Source organism: Streptomyces sp. NPDC001980, from assembly GCF_040296885.1.
Taxonomy (GTDB): Bacteria; Actinomycetota; Actinomycetes; order Streptomycetales; family Streptomycetaceae; genus Streptomyces.
This window is the reverse complement of record NZ_JBEOYD010000003.1, coordinates 142,466-158,128: the sequence shown is the minus strand read 5'-3', so window position 1 is coordinate 158,128 and position 15,663 is coordinate 142,466. Positions and strand designations below refer to the sequence as shown.

Sequence of the window (15,663 nt, the reverse complement as noted above, 5' to 3'; positions counted from 1 at the left end):
GCGGACGTGCGCTTTCGACTGACCCGCGACCAGGAGGCGGTGCGGGAGGGCATGCGGGAGCTGCTCGGGCGCCGGTTCGACGGCGCGGCGCTGCGGGCGGCCGCGGCCGCGGGTGCGGGTGCGGGTGTCGGTGCGGGTGCCGGTGCGCCGGGCCGTCTCGACCGGGGCCTGTGGCGGGAGCTCGGGGCCGCCGGGTTCTTCGCGCTGCGGCTGCCGGAGGCCGACGGCGGGGTCGGACTCGGGCTGCCGGAAGCCGTGTTGGTGTTCGAGGAGGCGGGGCGGGCGCTGCTGCCCGGCCCGCTGGTGGCCACCCACCTCGCGGCGGCCGACGTGCCCGGCGCGGCCACCGGGGAGGCCGTGGTGGCCCGCGTGGACGGCGGCCTGGTGGAGTGGCTGGCCGAGGCGGACGCGGTGACGGGCGACGCGTCGGGGGCCGTACCGGTGCGTTCCGTGGACCCGCTGACGCCCCTGCACCGGGTCCCGGGGCCGGCCGCCGAGGCCCCTGACCCGGTCGCCGTGCTCCTCACCGCCGCCGAGCAGCTCGGCACGGCCACGCGCGCGTGCGAGCTGGCCGTGCAACACGCCCGCACGCGCGTGCAGTTCGGCCGGCCCATCGGGGCGTTCCAGGCGGTCAAGCACCTGTGCGCCGAGATGCTGGTGCGCGCCGAGACCGCACGGGCGGCCGTCTACGCCGCCGCCGTGACCTCCGACCCCGTGGACATCGCGGCGGCCCGGCTGCTCGCCGACGAGGCCGCGGTGCGCGGCGCCCGGGACTGCCTCCAGGTGCACGGCGGGATGGGCTTCACCTGGGAGTCGGAGGTGCATCTGCATCTGAAACGGACATGGGTACGGGCGCAGCGTGGTGGAGTGAATACGGAGAGTGAGGAAATGCTCGCCGCGGAGCTGCTCGGCTGAGCGTTCGAAACGGCTCTGGCCTGCGGAATCATGGGTTCTGGTGGTCGGGATGTCGCGGATTGTGGCATACCGGAATCACTGAGCGTTGATACCGGGTTGTGTCCAACGCGTGACTCGTCACGGCCTGGAGTCGGCTGTCCCCTCGGGTACCTTCTGTGAGATGCGAGTGGTTCCGAGGACGAGCCATGCCGGCGGAGCCGTCGAAGCGGCCCCGCCGCTCATGGTGCGCACCGCCGCTCGCAGGGCGGTAAGGGCTTGTGCCCCCGCCTGTTCGACTCCCCGTCGCGAGCGTCGCACAGTATGCCGTAGGCGTACTCCTTCGCGCTGGAATATGCCCGAAGCGCTTGTTGGGGTGACTGTACGTCAACCATGCTGTCTCGTAAGGGAATCACGTTCCGTGACCCTTGCTCTGGCCGTTGTTCTGGCCATGCAGAAAATGGCTACGATCGTGGCCCTCGTCGTCCGTGTCGTCGCGGCCCCTGTCGTGGCGGCCACTCGGCACGGGTTCATGTGTCCGCCGGTTCGGATGGTGTGAGCGGTGCAGGTGCTTCAAGTGCAGCTGGAGATCCGGCCCGACCCCACGGAGGTGGGGCGGGCCAGAAGGTGGGCCCGCTCGCGCCTCGCCGGGTCCGGTATAGCGGCGGACGAGCCGCTGGCCGAGACGCTGATCCTGCTTGTCTCCGAGCTGGTCACCAATGCCGTGGTGCACACCGGCTGTCCGGCCGTGCTGCGGCTCTCGCTGCCGGGTACGGACCGGGAAGGCGCCGACGACTCGGTCACCGTACGGCTGGAGGTCGCCGACGCCAGCGACCGCGCACCCGTGCCGCGGTGCGCCGACGGTGACGCGACCGGCGGCCGGGGCCTCGCCCTCGTCGACGGGCTCGCCGACCGCTGGGGCTGGAGCCCCGAAGGCGCGGGCAAGCGCATCTGGTGCGAACTCGACCGGTGTACGCAGCCCGGGCAGGGCGCGGCGGTGGCGTACGGAGGCGGGCTGGCCTCGTACGAAGGGCTGGCCTTCGAGGCGGTGTGATCCCGGTGTGCGGCCATGCGCCGGGGTTTGCATCCGTGCGCGCCCACGGTGAACTGGGGCATAAGTCGTAAAACTCCGTACGGGTGTTGACGCCTTGTGACCGTTTGCTCACGCTTGAGGTCTGCGATTCGCAGCGAGGGGACGGCGAGGGTCTGGTGGACGGACGCCCTCGTCGAGTGTGGGTCGGGCCGGATGGCGGCGTGCGGGACCGGGCTCGGGGCGGGCCGGTGCGCGCAGCCGTCCGGATACAGGGGGAAACAGGGGGAATGGGGAGGGCCGGTGTCACGCCCGCTCGGGTGTGACACCGGCTTTCGGGAGGACGGCCGTGGCGGTCAGAGGACGGCCACGGGGGCGACCGGAGTGCCCGTCGCCCCGACGAACGGCTCGGGCATCGCCGACAGCAGGAACGCGTACCGGCCGGTTTCTCCACAGGCTGTGGACAACTCTTCGAGGTTCCAGTTCTGCCCCTGCAGCATCCCCATCTCGACCAGGTCCAGCGCGTGCACGGGCAGCCACAGGTCCTCGATCTCGGGCGGGAAGATCTCGAACGTCAGGGTGTCGTTCGCGACGGCGGCCACATCGCGCGCGTGGAACCACTCCGGGGTGCGCACCGACAGGCCCGGCGACGGATAGCCGTACCCGTGCTTGTCCCCGGCGAGATACACCTGCACCTGCCCGGTCCGTACGAGGACGATGTCACCGCTGCGGACGGTCGTCCCGGCGAACTCCTCGGCCGCGTCGAGGTCTTCCGGGGTGACCGCGTGGCCGCCCGCCAGCCGGTCCACGCCACGCGCGCGTGCCACGTCCAGCAGCACCCCGCGCGAGACGACGTGCCGCGCCTTGTCGATCCCGCCGAACTCGGCCCCGCCGTGCGCGGTGACGGTGTCCGCCGGGCGGCCGTTGTACAGCTTCCCCGAGTGCGAGACATGGGTGAGCGCATCCCAGTGGGTGCCGGCCTGCAGGCCCATGGTCACGGCGTCGTCGCTGCACGCGACCGTCCCGGGGCCGAAGAGCTCCTGGTTGATCTGCACCATGGCGTGCAGCGGATTGACCCGCCCGGGGATCATCCCGGTCTGCACGCCGTCCTCCCGGAGCGGCAGGGCGAGCGGCACGCGCCGCCCGGTCCGCACCGTCGCCGACGCCTCCCGCACCACCTCGTCGGTGATCAGGTTCAGCGTGCCGATCTCGTCGTCGGCACCCCAGCGCCCCCAGTTGTTGACGCGCTTGGCGATGTCGTGGAACGCGGGATGAAGCGCCGGCAGTGACATCTGGGTCCTCCCCAGGCCTTGTGTCCGCACATCTGACGGGTCATAAAATCTAACGGTCCGTCAGAAACCGCGGGAAGGGGCCGGGCGTGGGGAACTTCTTGGCAGGCAAGGTCGTCGCCGTGACGGGTGCGGGGCGCGGTATCGGACGGGCGGTGGCGCTGGCGGCGGCGGCCGAGGGGGCGCAGGTCGTCGTCAACGACTACGGCGTCTCGGTCGACGGCGCCTCGCCCACCAGCGAGGTCGCCGAGGCCGTCGTCAAGGAGATCGAGGCGGCGGGCGGGGACGCGGTCGCGGTGGCCGACGACATCTCCACGATGGCGGGCGGGCAGCGGGTCGTGGACACGGCGCTGTCCTCGTACGGCCGGCTCGACGGGGTCGTGTGCGTGGCGGGGATCCTGCGCGAGCGGATGCTGTTCAACATGGCCGAGGAGGAGTGGGACCCGGTGGTCGCCACCCACCTCAAGGGCACGTTCACGGTGTTCCGCGCCGCGTCGGCGGTGATGCGCGCCCAGCGTGCCGGCACGCTGATCGGCTTCACCAGCGGCAACCACCAGGGTTCGGTCTCGCAGGCCAACTACAGCGCGGCGAAGGGCGGGATCATCTCCCTGGTCCGGAGCGCGGCGCTCGGCCTCAACAAGTACGGGGTGACCGCGAACGCGGTGGCGCCGGTGGCCCGGACCCGGATGTCGGCGGGCGTGCCGACGGAGCTGACGGAGATCGGCGAACCGGAGGACGTGGCCGCGTTCGTGGTCTACCTGCTGTCGGACGCGGCGCGGGACGCGGGGGTCACCGGGCAGGTGTACACGGTGGCCGGACCGAAGATCGCGGTCTGGGCCCAGCCGCGGGAGCTGCGGGCCGCGTACGCCGACGGGGGCCCCTGGACACCGGAACGGATCGCGCAGGCGCTGCCCGGGAGCGTGGGGACGGACCCGATGCCGATGCTGGCGCGGCTGGCGGCGATGGAGGCGGCCGCGCGGGCGGGAAAGCGGCCGAACACATGAGGGGGTGGGCCGGGCGCCTGTTCGCCGTCGCGGGTCGCGGTGCGTGCGCGAGTGCCGCGCCGTCATGGTCGCTCGCGCAGTTCCTCCCCCAGCCTTCGGCCGGGGGTACCCCCAGCGCCCCTGAGTTGCTTGTCCGCGTCGGCGTCCACAGGCGCTCCCTGCCCACCTCCCTCTTCTCTCCCTTTCGTACGGCCCCACCCCGACACATCTCTGGAGGTCACCGTGGATTTCGGCGCAGCGCCGGAGGACGAGGTGTTTCGCAGCGAAGTCCGGACCTGGCTCGGTGGGCATGCCGAATCCGGTACGGACCGGCGCAGTTGGGAGCGCACCCTCGGGGCCGACGGGTGGATCGGGCTGGGGTGGGCGGAGGGCGGGTACGGGAACCGGACCGCCACGCTCACCCAGCAGGTCGCCTGGGCCGAGGAGTACGCGCGGTCGGCCGCGCCGCCCCGCTCCGGGCACATCGGGGAGAACCTGTTCGCCCCGACGCTCATCGCGCACGGCAGCGCGGAGCAGAAGGCGCGGTTCCTGCCGCCCGTCGCCGCCGGCGAGGAGCTGTGGTGTCAGGGATACAGCGAGCCCGGTGCGGGGTCCGATCTGGCCGGCGTGCGGACCGCGGCGGTACGGGAGGGGGGCGGGTATCGCATCTCCGGGCAGAAGATCTGGACCTCGCTCGCGCACGAGGCCGACTGGTGTTTCGTGCTGGCGCGGACCGAGGCGGGCTCGCGGCGCCATCACGGGCTGAGCTTCCTGCTCGTGCCCATGGACCAGCCGGGCCGCATCGAGGTCCGCCCGATCCGGCAGATGACCGGCACCAGTGACTTCAACGAGGTGTTCTTCGACGGCGCGCACGCGCGCGTGGAGCACGTCGTCGGAGGCGAGGGCAACGGGTGGCGCGTCGCGATGAGCCTGCTCGGGTTCGAACGCGGGGTGTCCACGCTCGCCCAGCAGATCGGGTTCGCCGAGGAGTTGGGGCGAGTGGTGCGGGATGCCGTGGCGAGCGGGGCCGTCGACGATCCCGTCGTGCGGGAGCGGCTGGTGCGGCAGTGGGCCGAGTTGCGGGTGATGCGGTGGAACGCGCTGCGGACGCTGGGGAACTCGGCCGCGGAGCCCGGCGCGCCCAGTGTGGCCAAGCTGCTGTGGGGCGGCTGGCACCAGCGGCTCGGTGAGCTCGCCGTGCTGGTGCGGGGCGCGGCCGCGAGCGTCGGCCCGGTCGCCTGGTCGGCCGCCGCGCCGTACGAACTGGACGCCGCCCAGCACCTGTTCCTCTTCTCCCGGGCCGACACCGTCTACGGCGGCTCGGACCAGGTCCAGCGCACGATCATCGCCGAGCGGGTGCTCGGTCTGCCGAGGGAACCGAAGGGGGTCGAGTCGTGATGCGCGGAGTCGTGTTCGACGGGAAACAGGTGCAGGTCGTCGACGATCTGGACGTGCGGGAGCCGGGGCCCGGGGAGGTGCTGGTCGCGGTGTCCGCGGCCGGGCTCTGCCACAGCGATCTGTCGGTGGTGGACGGGACCATACCCTTCCCCGTTCCCGTGGTGCTCGGCCATGAGGGCGCGGGTGTGGTGGAGGCGGTCGGTGTGGGCGTCACCCATGTGGCGCCGGGAGACCATGTCGCCCTGTCCACGCTCGCCAACTGCGGTGCCTGCGCCGACTGCGACCGGGGCCGGCCCACCATGTGCCGCAAGGCCATAGGGCGCCCGCAGCAGCCGTTCACGCGCGGTGGCCGGGCCGTGTACCAGTTCGCGTGCAACTCGGCCTTCGCGGAACGCACGGTCGTCAAGGCCGTGCAGGCGGTACGGATCCCGAAGGACGTCCCCCTGACGTCGGCCGCCCTCATCGGGTGCGGGGTGCTGACCGGGGTGGGCGCCGTCCTGAACCGCGCCCGCGTCGACCGCGGCGACACCGTGCTGGTCATCGGCACCGGCGGGATCGGTCTGAACGTCATCCAGGGTGCGCGGATCGCGGGTGCGCTGCGGATCGTGGCCGTGGACGCCAACCCGGCCAAGGAGGAGGTGGCCCGGCAGTTCGGCGCGACCGACTTCCTGACCTCGACGGAGGGCGTGAAGGACCTGCTGCCGACCGGGGTGGACCACGCCTTCGAGTGCGTCGGCCGGGTCGAACTGGTCCGGCAGGCCGTCGACCTCCTCGACCGGCACGGCCAGGCCGTCCTCCTCGGCATGCCGGCCCCCACCGCCGAGGCGTCCTTCGCCGTCGCCTCCATGTTCCTCGACAAGTCCATCCTGGGATGCCGGTACGGCTCCTCACGGCCGCAGCACGACATCGCGCTCTATGCCGGGCTGTACCGCCAGGGCAGCCTGCTGCTCGACGAGTTGGTGACCGAGACGTACCCGGTGGAGGACTTCGAGAAGGCGCGGGCGGACGCGGAGGCGGGGCGGGTGGCGCGGGGGGTGCTCACGTTCTAGGGAGCGTGCGGCGGGGAGGAGCCCCGGTCGTCGGACGTCGGCCGCGTGGAAAGGCGTTTGACGCGCGTCGGGATCCGGCGGTCGGATGGCGAGCCATGACCACAGGGCAGATGCATCCCGGCACGCACCCCATAGATGACGACCTGGTGAGGCGCCTGGTCGCCGGGCAGTTCCCGCAGTGGGCGGGGCTGGCGGTGCGGCGGTTCCCGTCCGGCGGCACGGTCAACGCCATGTACCGGCTGGGCGACGACCTGGCCGTACGGATGCCGCTGGTGCGGGGCGGGGCCGAGGACGTGTCGACGGAGCGGACGTGGCTGCCGCGACTCGCGCCCCACCTGCCCGTGCCCGTCCCCGAGGTGCTCGGGAACGGGCGGCCCGCCGAGGGGTATCCGTGGCCGTGGTCGGTGTACCGGTGGCTGGCCGGGGAGAATCCCGAGGCGGGAGCCCTGAGCGAGCCGGTGCTGCTGGCCGGCGACCTGGCCGCGTTCGTGGCGGCGATGCGCGGCATCACCCTGGCGGGTGCGCCGCAGGCTCATCGCGGCGGGCCGGTCGCCTCGCTCGACGCGGAGACCCGGGCCGCGATCGAGGAACTGCGCGGGATCCCGCAGGAGGGCGTCGACTGCGATGCCGCGGCCGCGGTGTGGGAGACGACGCTGCGGGTCCCGGACTGGGACGGGCCGCCGGTGTGGCTGCACGCCGACCTCATGCCGGGCAACCTGCTGGTGGACGGCGGCAGGCTGTCCTCTGTGATCGACTTCGGGTGCCTGGGGGTGGGCGATCCGGCGTGCGACCTGTTTCCGGCGTGGAATCTGCTGCCCGCCGACGCGCGGGAGGTCTTCCGTGAGGCGCTGGGCGTGGACGACGCGACCTGGATCCGCGGCCGCGGGCGGACCCTCTCGCAGGCGCTGATCGCACTGCCGTACTACCGGACGACGAACCCGGCGATGGCACAGAACGCCCGGCACGTGATCCGGACGGTCCTGGAAGAGGGCCATGACCTACCGTGACGTCGCGGCCGAGCAGGTCCTGGCCTGGGCCGGGACCGCCGGGGCGAGGTGCTGCGGGCCCGGAGGTCAGCTCGGGGCGCCGACGACGCCGGGGCTGTCGGGGTCGCCCGTCCCGGTCCGGAAGGTACGGCGATAGGCGGTCGGGGTGACGCCGAGCGCCGCCTGTAGGTGCTGGCGCATCGACTGGGCGGTGCCGAAGCCGGCGTCGCGGGCCACCTGGTCGACGGAGAGGCCGGTGGACTCCAGGAGGTGGCGGGCGCGTTCGACGCGCTGCTGGGTGAGCCACTGGCCGGGGCTGACGCCGGTCTCCTCGCGGAAACGGCGCGTGAAGGTCCGTACCGACATGGCCTCCTGCTCGGCCATGTCCCGCAGCTGGATGGGCTCGCGGAGGCGGCCGAGGGCCCAGGCGCGGGCCGCGGTGGTGGTGGCGACCTGGGGGTCGGGGACCGGGCGGTGGATGTACTGGGCCTGGCCGCCGTCCCGGTGCGGGGGGACGACCGTGCGGCGGGCCACGTCGTTGGCGACGGCCGTGCCGTGGTCGCGGCGGACCATGTGCAGGCACAGGTCGATGCCGGCGGCCACCCCGGCGGAGGTGAGGATGTCGCCGTCGTCGATGAAGAGGACGTCCGCGTCCACCTCCAACTGCGGGAACAGCCGCTGGAGATGGTCCGCCTCGGCCCAGTGCGTGGTCGCCGGGCGGCCGTCCAGGTAGCCGGCGGCGGCCAGGACGTAGACGCCGGTGCAGATGGAGGCGAGCCGGGTGCCGGGGCGGATGTGGGCGAGGGCGGCGGCCAGTTCGGGGGTGAGGACGCCCTGCTCGAAGACCGGGCCCAGCTCGTACGAGGCCGGGATGATCACCGTGTCGGCGGTGGCCAGCGTCTCCGGGCCGTTCGGCACGTGGATCGCGAAGTCGGCGTCGGTGTCGACCGGGCCGGGCGGGCGGACCGAGCAGGTCACGACCTCGTAGAGATGGCGCCCTCGCGCGTCCTTGGGGCGGCCGAAGATGCGGTGCGGGATGCCCAGTTCGAAGGGGAGCAGGCCGTCGAGGGCGAGGACGACGACGCGGTGCGGGCGGAAGCCGGGGTCACTGCTCATGGCCCGATCCTAACGAATACTGTCCCCCGGGCCACTCGATGGAGTGGACCCGCCGGCCGGATATTTATGGCGTGACCCAGACAAGCGAAGCGGCAGCAGCCCTCCAGGACGCGAAGCCCACCCGATCGCCGCGCATCCACCGCGCCTGGTTCGTCGCCGCCGTCACCTTCGTCACGATCATCGGCGCGGCCGCCTTCCGCTCCCTGCCCGGCCTGCTCATCGACCCCCTGCACGCGGAGTTCGGCTGGTCGCGCGGCACGATCGGCGCGGCCGTCTCCGTCAACCTCGCGCTGTACGGGCTCACCGCGCCCTTCGCGGCCGCGCTGATGGACCGTTTCGGCATACGGCGGGTGGTGGCCGTCGCCCTGACTGTCATCGCGGTCGGCTCGGGTCTGACCGTGTGGATGACGGCGGCCTGGCAGCTGATGCTCTGCTGGGGCCTGCTGGTCGGCCTCGGGTCCGGCTCGATGGCGCTCGCCTTCGCCGCCACGGTCACCAACCGCTGGTTCACCACGCGCCGCGGCCTGGTCAGCGGCATCCTCACCGCCGCCTCCGCCTCGGGCCAGCTGATCTTCCTGCCGCTGCTGTCCTGGATGGTCGAGGCGTACGACTGGCGCCCGGCCGCCGTCACCGTCGCCCTCGCCGCCCTCGCGGTCGTCCCCTTCGTCTGGCTGCTGCTGCGCGACCACCCGGCCGACGTGGACCAGAAGCCGTACGGCGCCACCGAGTTCGTACCGAAGCCGGCCCCGGTCACCGGGGCGGCCCGCAGGACGGTCGCGGTACTCCTCTCCGCCGTCCGCACCGGCCCCTTCTGGCTGCTCGCCGGCACCTTCGCGATCTGCGGGGCGTCCACCAACGGCCTGGTCCAGACCCACTTCGTGCCCGCCGCCCACGATCACGGCCTGCCGGTCACGACGGCGGCCTCGCTGCTCGCGGTCATCGGCGTCTTCGACGTCGTCGGCACGGTCGCCTCCGGCTGGTTCACCGACCGCTTCGAACCGCGCCGCCTGCTCGCCGTCTACTACGCCCTGCGCGGCATCTCCCTGCTGTTCCTGCCGATGCTCCTCGGCCCGTCGGTCCACCCCTCGATGATCTTCTTCATCATCTTCTACGGCCTCGACTGGGTCGCCACCGTCCCGCCCACCCTGGCCCTGTGCCGGGAGCGGTACGGCGACGACAGCGCCATCGTCTTCGGCTGGGTCCTCGCCTCCCACCAGATCGGGGCGGCCCTCGTCGCCTACCTCGGCGGCGTCGCCCGCGACGCCTTCGGCACCTACGACATGGTCTGGTACGCCTCCGGCACCCTGTGCGCGGCGGCGGCCCTGATGGCCCTGCTGATCCGGCGGCGGCCGGTGACCGCGGTGCCCGCCCTGGGCGTCTAGCCGGCCGGTCACGACGAACCGCTCGTCGTACGAGAACGCCTCGCTCCCGGCCCGCCCCTAGAGCCGGCCGGCCTCGGCGAGGGCGAGCAGGTCGTTCGCGGCCTCCTGGGAGCGGCGGCGCAGGGCGGCCGGGTCGGGGACCGGCCCGCCGAGCAGGGCGGTGTCCACGATCTCCGCCTGGAGGAGGGCGGAGAAGACGTGCGCGGCCCGTGCGGGGTCGCTGACCTTGCCGCGCAGCTCCGCCGGCCAGTGGGACAGGTGCCGGGTGAACAGGGCGATGCGGTCTCCGAGGATCTCCTGCTGGTAGCGGCGGCCGAGCTCCGGGAAGCGCTGCGCATCCCGGGCGACCACTCTGAACAGCGCCAGCTGCTGCTCGGACAGGATGTGCCGGAGCAGCTCGCGGCCCGCTTCCGTCAGGCCCTCCAGGGGCGGCAGGGCCAGCCACTGCGGATCCGCGGTCTGCGCGGAGGTGTCGCAGGCCTCCTGGATGACGGCGACGAAGAGATCGTCCTTGCTGTCGAAGTGCCGGTACAGCGTGGTGATGGACACGCCCGCGCTCGCGGCGATGCGGTTGACCGAGCTGCCGCCGTAGCCCTCGTCGAGGAAGGCCGCGAGGGCCGCGTTGATGATCGCCTCGCGCTTGCGTGCCATCAGGCGCGCCTTGGGGTCGTTCTCGGCCCAGGTCCGCACGGTTCCTCCTCCGGTCTCGCGTCGGCTTGACACAGCATACGACAGCGATGACTATCGTGAACATACGAAAGTGATTGCTTTCGTATGAGGCGAGGAGAGAAAGATGTCAAATACACGCACCCCGCGAGCGCTGGTACTCGGGGCCACCGGCCGGATCGGGTCGGCGGTCGTGGCCGCGCTGGAGGCGACTCCCGAGCACGTGGTTCCTGTGCGCGCTTCACGCAGCGAGGCGACCGTCGAGCAGTGGATCAAGGAGGGGAAGGAAGCGGTCCGTATCGATCTCGACGACCCCGACACCTTCCCCGGCGCGCTGTCGGGCATCGACCGGGTGTTCCTGATGACCGGCTACACCTCGGCGATGAACCACCAGACCAAGACCCTGGTGGACGCCGCCGAGGACGCCGGCGTCGGTTTCCTGGTGCACCTGGGCGTGTTCAGCGACAAACGCTCCACCGACCCGCACTTCGCCTGGCACGAACTGGTGGAGCGCTACATCGCCGGCTCCAGGCTGGCCTGGGCGAATGTGCATCCGCACGTGTTCATGGAGAACCTGCTGGGCATCAACCGGCTGCGCGACGGCGCGATGGTGTGGCCGATGGGCGACAAGCAGGTCGGCTGGATCGCCGGCGACGACATCGCGGCGGTGGTGGCCAAGGTGCTGGCCGACGGCCCCGAGACGCATGCGGGCAAGGACTACTACCTGTCCGCCGATCTCCTCAACGGCGCCGAGGTGGCCGAAGTCCTCACCGCCGCCCTCGGACGGGAGATCCCCGCGCTGGTCCTGACCCCGGACGAGCTGCACCGCATGATCGAGGCCGGGCTGGACACCGTGCCCCCCGGCATGGACGCCGCGTACGCGGCCAGCACGCTGATCTGGGCGCGACAGACCTACGAGGGCCGCTTCGACTACTCGGCGGTCACCACCGACACGGTGCGGGACCTGCTCGGCCGAGAGCCCGTCCATCTCGGCTCATGGGCCGCCGCGCATCGCCAGGAACTGCTCGACCAGCTCTCCTGAGAGAGCTGTCCCGTCGGACACCCCCTAGCCCTCCGGCCGGGCTTCCAGTGCGGCGAACCGCCCCCGATGGAACAGCAGGGGCCCGTCGGCGGCCGCGGGCGTGCCCAGTGCGGTCACCCGGCCGACCACGATGAGGTGGTCGCCCCCGGTGTGGACGGCGTGGATCGTGCAGTCGATCCATGCGGCGGCGCCCGCCAGCCGGGGGGAGCCGGAGACCGGGGCCGCGTCGTACGGCACGCCGGTGAACTTGTCCGCGCCGCTCACCGCGAAGGCGCGGCACAGCTCGCCCTGGCCCGCGCCGAGGACGTTGACGCAGAAGATGCCGGCGCGAGCGATGCGCGGCCAGGTGGCCGACGTACGGCCGACCATGAAGCAGACCAGAGGCGGGTCGAGGGAGAGGGAGGAGAAGGACTGGCAGGCGAAACCGGCCGGGGCGGACTCGCCCTCGGCGGCCGGTGCGGTGATCACGGTCACCCCGGTCGCGAAGCTGCCGAGCACGCGCCGGAACTCGGTCTGGTCGACCGGCGCCCGCTCGTCCGCGCGCACGCACCGCAACTCCGGGCGCGGCAGCGCCTCCACGGGCCCCGCCCCGGGAACCGACCTCAGATAACGGACGGCAGCCTCGGCCGCCCCTGCGTGTCCCATCACCTCTTCATTGAAAGTGACGGGGCGTCAGATGGGAAGGGGCAGGGACCCGCCATCGCCGTCATCGGCCCTGGAAATCGGGGCTTCTGCGCTCCACGAAGGCCCGTACGCCCTCCTGCGCGTCCCGGGTCGTCATGTTGATCTCCTGGGCGGCGGCCTCGGCGGCGAAGGCGGCCGCCCGGTCGGTGTCCAGGGAGGCGTTGACCAGCTGCTTCGTCAGCGCGAGGGCACGGGTCGGGCCGGTGGCCAGGCGGGCCGCCCAGTCACGCGCCGTCTTCGGCAGCTCCTCGTCCGGTACGACCCGGTTGACGAGGCCAAGGCGTTCGGCCTCCGGCGCGGAGAGCGCGTCGCCGAAGAACATCAGCTCCTTCGCGCGGTGCGGGCCGATCAGGCGGGGGAGCAGGTAGGCGCCGCCGCCGTCGGGGACCAGGCCGCGCCGCACGAACACCTCGATGAAACGGGCCGATTCGGCGGCCAGCACCAGGTCGCAGGCGAGCGCGAGGTGGGCGCCGAGACCGGCGGCGGTGCCGTTGACCGCCGCGATCACCGGCTTCTCGCAGTCGAGGACGGCGGCGACGAGCCGCTGGGCGCCGAGCCGGATGGTGCGGGCCACGTCACCTGGCACGCGTTCGGCCGCGCTGCCGCTGCCGCCGCGGAGGTCGGCGCCCGCGCAGAAGCCGCGGCCGGTGCCCGTGATGACCACCGCGCCGATCCCCGGGTCCGCGGAGGCCTCGCCGAGGAGGTGGATGACGTGGTCGCGCTGGTCGGGGGTGAGGGCGTTGAGGGCGTCGGGGCGGTCGAGGGTGAGGTGGGCGACCCGCTCCGCGGTCACGTACCGGACGGTGTCCATCAGCGGCACACCGCCAGCGCGTCCAGCGCCACCGCGCCCTGGCCCTGCTCCAGCACCATCAGCGGGTTGATGTCGAGCTCGGCGAGCTGGTCGCCGAGTTCCAGGGCCATCCGCTGGACGCGGAGGACGACTTCGACCAGCGCGTCCAGATCGGCCGGCGGCCGGCCCCGGACCCCGTCCAGCAGGGCCCGCCCGCGCAGCTCCGCGAGCATGTCCCGGGCCTGGTCCTCGCCGAACGGCGGCACACGCACGGCGGCGTCGTGCAGGACCTCGACCAGGACTCCGCCGAGCCCCACGGTCACGGTCGGCCCGAACAGGTCGTCGTGGGTGACCCCGACGACCATCTCCACGCCCCGCTCCACCATCTGGCAGACCAGTACGCCGTCCAGGGCGACCCCCTCGTAGCGGGCGATGTCGGTCAGGTCGCGGTACGCGTCCCGGACCTGGCTGGCCGAGGTCAGGCCGATCTTCACCAGGCCCAGCTCGGTCTTGTGGGCGATCTGGCCGCCGGACGCCTTCATCACCACCGGGTAGCCGACCAGCCCGGCCGCGCGCACGGCCGCCGCCGCGCTGGTCACCAGCTGCTCGCGCGGCACCCGGATGCCGTACGCGCGCAGCAGCTGCTTCGCCGCGTGCTCGCTCAGCTGCTGCCCGGGCCGCATCAGCGCGAGCGCCTTGCGGTAGGAGGGGGACGGGGTGCGCGGGGCCTCGTCGAAGGGGGAGTGGTAGTCGTTCGCGAAGCGGTGGTGGTCGAGGTAGGCGCGGACGGCGGTGAGGCAGTTGCCGACCGTGCGGAAGGTGGCCACCCGGGAGGAGCCGAGCAGGACCTCGCGGTAGGCGGCCTCGGTGCCCACCGGCGAACCCCACACCACGCACACCAGCTTGTCGGTCGCCTCGGCCGCGTCGACCAGGTCCTGGACGAGCTTGTCGCTGAGCGGCGGGAAGGGGCCGGTGATCGGGCAGACCAGCACCCCGACCTCCGGGTCGGCGAGGATCGCGTCGATGATCTTCCGGCCGCGCCAGTCACCCACCGGGTGCCCGCCGTTGTCGACCGGGTTGGCCACGCTCAGGTACTCCGGTATCCACTGGTGCAGCTCGGCCTGCCGGGCCTCGGACAGCACCGGCAGCTTCAGCCCCAGGCCGGCGGCCAGGTCGGCGACGTGCGCGCCGGTGCCGCCCGAGATCGAGTAGACGACCACCCCGTCGGCGCGCGGCGGCCGGGCCCGGGCCAGCAGGGCGGCGGTGTCCTGGAGTTCGTCGAGGCCGTCGACGCGGATCACGCCGTACTGGCGCAGCGCCGCGTCGACCACGTCGTCCGCGCCGGTCAGCTTGCCGGTGTGGGAGGCGGCGGTGCGGGCGCCGGCCTCGGTGCGGCCGACCTTCACGGCGACCACGGGCACCCGGCGGCGGGCCGCGCGGTCGGCGGCGAGCAGGAAGGCGCGGCCGTCCTTGAGGCCCTCGACGTAGCAGGCGATGGCGCCGACCTCGGGACGCTCGGCGAAGTAGGAGATGAAGTCGGCGGTCTCCAGGTCGGCCTCGTTGCCGGTCGGCGCCCAGTGCGAGAGCCGGATGCCGAGTTCCTGGGCGGCGAAGACGGGCCGGCCCTGGTGTCCCGACTGGGTGATCAGCGCGATCGCCGGGCCGTCCAGGTCGTCGCGGAACCGCTCGAAGGCGTTCAGGTTGGTGTTCGGGCCGAGCAGCCGGAGCCCGGACCGGCGTACGGCCGCCGCCAGGCGGGTCTGGGCGGCCGCGCCCTCCTCGCCGGTCTCCGCGAACCCGGAGGCGAAGGCGACGGCGAACCTCACCTTCGCCTCGGCCAGTTCCTCGATCACCGGCAGCGGGTCGGCGACCAGGAGCACCGCGAGGTCGACCTGCTCGGGCAGGTCGGCGACGGACGGGACGCAGGCGATGCCGAACACCGACGGCCGGGTCGGATGCACCGGGTGCACCCGGGCCCCGACCCGCCCGGCCCAGTCGAGCAGCTGCCGGGTGATGCCGGTGTTGGGCCGCCCTTCCGCGTCCGAGGCGCCGATCACGGCGACGGACTCGGGGCGGAAGAACCTGTCCAGATCCGGTACGTCCGCGTACAGCGGCCGTCCGCTGACGTCCAGCACGTCCGTGTCGCCCGTGTCGCCCGCGTCGGCCGCGCGGCCGTGGACGGCGGGCCCGGGACGCTGCTCACCGCAGGCGATGACCCGGGCCCGGCGGGAGTCGGTGGTGAGGGTGCCGTGGGTTGATCCAAGCATCGTTCCGCCCGCTCCTGTGTGACAGCACAATTAACTGACGCAGTGTCAGATTACTGAACTGACGCTGCGTCAGGAACTGGTCTGCACGCA

Annotated in this window: 14 protein-coding genes; 8 read left to right on the top strand and 6 right to left on the bottom strand. The window is 72.7% G+C overall.

What is annotated here, in order from left to right; genetic code table 11:
• The first annotated feature begins 6 nt into the window (after positions 1-6).
• Both ABT137_RS05340 and ABT137_RS05335 read left to right on the top strand, forming a co-directional pair.
• Positions 7-915, top strand: a complete 909-nt coding sequence (locus tag ABT137_RS05340) for an acyl-CoA dehydrogenase family protein (protein WP_351702783.1) — start codon at positions 7-9, stop codon at positions 913-915.
• A gap of 553 nt (positions 916-1,468) precedes the next feature.
• Complete coding sequence (locus ABT137_RS05335) at positions 1,469-1,945, top strand: ATP-binding protein (RefSeq protein ID WP_351703591.1); 477 nt, start codon at positions 1,469-1,471, stop codon at positions 1,943-1,945.
• A 332-nt stretch (positions 1,946-2,277) separates the two neighbouring features.
• On the opposite strand, the gene ABT137_RS05330 is transcribed toward ABT137_RS05335, so the two are convergent.
• Complete coding sequence (locus tag ABT137_RS05330) at positions 2,278-3,213, bottom strand: cyclase family protein (RefSeq protein ID WP_351702780.1); 936 nt, start codon at positions 3,211-3,213, stop codon at positions 2,278-2,280.
• Between the two features lie 86 nt (positions 3,214-3,299).
• Between ABT137_RS05330 and ABT137_RS05325 the strand changes: the two genes are divergently transcribed.
• The 4 genes from ABT137_RS05325 (at position 3,300) to ABT137_RS05310 (ending at position 7,647) form a co-directional block, all read left to right on the top strand.
• The gene (locus ABT137_RS05325) at positions 3,300-4,214 is read left to right on the top strand and encodes an SDR family NAD(P)-dependent oxidoreductase (RefSeq protein ID WP_351702777.1); all 915 of its coding nucleotides are present in this window, start codon (positions 3,300-3,302) and stop codon (positions 4,212-4,214) included.
• Positions 4,215-4,436: 222 nt separating this feature from the next.
• Positions 4,437-5,591: an acyl-CoA dehydrogenase family protein gene (locus ABT137_RS05320; RefSeq protein ID WP_351702774.1), complete on the top strand. Its 1,155-nt coding sequence runs from the start codon at positions 4,437-4,439 to the stop codon at positions 5,589-5,591.
• Entirely contained in the window at positions 5,591-6,640 is a 1,050-nt protein-coding gene (locus ABT137_RS05315) for a Zn-dependent alcohol dehydrogenase (protein WP_351702771.1), read from the top strand. The genes ABT137_RS05320 and ABT137_RS05315 overlap by 1 nt, the downstream gene beginning before the upstream one ends.
• Before the next feature lie 95 nt (positions 6,641-6,735).
• Positions 6,736-7,647, top strand: coding sequence for an aminoglycoside phosphotransferase family protein (locus ABT137_RS05310; protein ID WP_351702768.1), 912 nt, complete (start codon positions 6,736-6,738; stop codon positions 7,645-7,647).
• 66 nt (positions 7,648-7,713) lie between these two features.
• Here the strand turns inward: ABT137_RS05310 and ABT137_RS05305 are convergent, their stop codons facing one another.
• Positions 7,714-8,742 carry a GlxA family transcriptional regulator gene (locus ABT137_RS05305; protein WP_351702765.1) on the bottom strand — a complete coding sequence of 343 codons (1,029 nt, stop codon included), beginning with the start codon at positions 8,740-8,742 and terminating at the stop codon, positions 7,714-7,716.
• Positions 8,743-8,813: 71 nt separating this feature from the next.
• Here ABT137_RS05305 and ABT137_RS05300 point away from each other — a divergent pair, with 71 nt between their 5' ends.
• Positions 8,814-10,124, top strand: a complete 1,311-nt coding sequence (locus ABT137_RS05300) for an MFS transporter (RefSeq protein WP_351702762.1) — start codon at positions 8,814-8,816, stop codon at positions 10,122-10,124.
• Between the two features lie 57 nt (positions 10,125-10,181).
• Here the strand turns inward: ABT137_RS05300 and ABT137_RS05295 are convergent, their stop codons facing one another.
• Positions 10,182-10,814, bottom strand: a complete 633-nt coding sequence (locus ABT137_RS05295; protein WP_351702759.1) for a TetR/AcrR family transcriptional regulator — start codon at positions 10,812-10,814, stop codon at positions 10,182-10,184.
• Positions 10,815-10,917: 103 nt separating this feature from the next.
• Here ABT137_RS05295 and ABT137_RS05290 point away from each other — a divergent pair, with 103 nt between their 5' ends.
• The gene (locus ABT137_RS05290) at positions 10,918-11,832 is read left to right on the top strand and encodes an NmrA family NAD(P)-binding protein (RefSeq protein WP_351702756.1); all 915 of its coding nucleotides are present in this window, start codon (positions 10,918-10,920) and stop codon (positions 11,830-11,832) included.
• Positions 11,833-11,856: 24 nt separating this feature from the next.
• Here ABT137_RS05290 and ABT137_RS05285 read toward each other — a convergent pair whose 3' ends face one another.
• The 3 genes from ABT137_RS05285 to ABT137_RS05275 all read right to left on the bottom strand — a co-directional run bounded on the left by ABT137_RS05285 (position 11,857) and on the right by ABT137_RS05275 (position 15,573).
• The gene (locus tag ABT137_RS05285) at positions 11,857-12,477 is read right to left on the bottom strand and encodes a flavin reductase family protein (protein WP_351702753.1); all 621 of its coding nucleotides are present in this window, start codon (positions 12,475-12,477) and stop codon (positions 11,857-11,859) included.
• A 61-nt stretch (positions 12,478-12,538) separates the two neighbouring features.
• On the bottom strand, positions 12,539-13,327 hold the full coding sequence (locus ABT137_RS05280) for an enoyl-CoA hydratase/isomerase family protein (protein WP_351702750.1): 789 nt from the start codon (positions 13,325-13,327) through the stop codon (positions 12,539-12,541).
• Complete coding sequence (locus ABT137_RS05275) at positions 13,327-15,573, bottom strand: acetate--CoA ligase family protein (RefSeq protein WP_351702747.1); 2,247 nt, start codon at positions 15,571-15,573, stop codon at positions 13,327-13,329. The genes ABT137_RS05280 and ABT137_RS05275 overlap by 1 nt, the downstream gene beginning before the upstream one ends.
• Positions 15,574-15,663 lie beyond the last annotated feature (90 nt).

Bases quoted from the DNA above. Each gene is read 5' to 3' on its own strand.
- ABT137_RS05330 (WP_351702780.1), bottom strand. From the start codon at position 3,213: ATGTCACTGCCGGCGCTTCATCCCGCGTTCCACGACATCGCCAAGCGC.
- ABT137_RS05315 (WP_351702771.1), top strand. From the start codon at position 5,591: ATGCGCGGAGTCGTGTTCGACGGGAAACAGGTGCAGGTCGTCGACGAT.
- ABT137_RS05310 (WP_351702768.1), top strand. From the start codon at position 6,736: ATGACCACAGGGCAGATGCATCCCGGCACGCACCCCATAGATGACGAC.
- ABT137_RS05305 (WP_351702765.1), bottom strand. From the start codon at position 8,742: ATGAGCAGTGACCCCGGCTTCCGCCCGCACCGCGTCGTCGTCCTCGCC.
- ABT137_RS05290 (WP_351702756.1), top strand. From the start codon at position 10,918: ATGTCAAATACACGCACCCCGCGAGCGCTGGTACTCGGGGCCACCGGC.
- ABT137_RS05285 (WP_351702753.1), bottom strand. From the start codon at position 12,477: ATGGGACACGCAGGGGCGGCCGAGGCTGCCGTCCGTTATCTGAGGTCG.
- ABT137_RS05280 (WP_351702750.1), bottom strand. From the start codon at position 13,327: ATGGACACCGTCCGGTACGTGACCGCGGAGCGGGTCGCCCACCTCACC.
- ABT137_RS05275 (WP_351702747.1), bottom strand. From the start codon at position 15,573: ATGCTTGGATCAACCCACGGCACCCTCACCACCGACTCCCGCCGGGCC.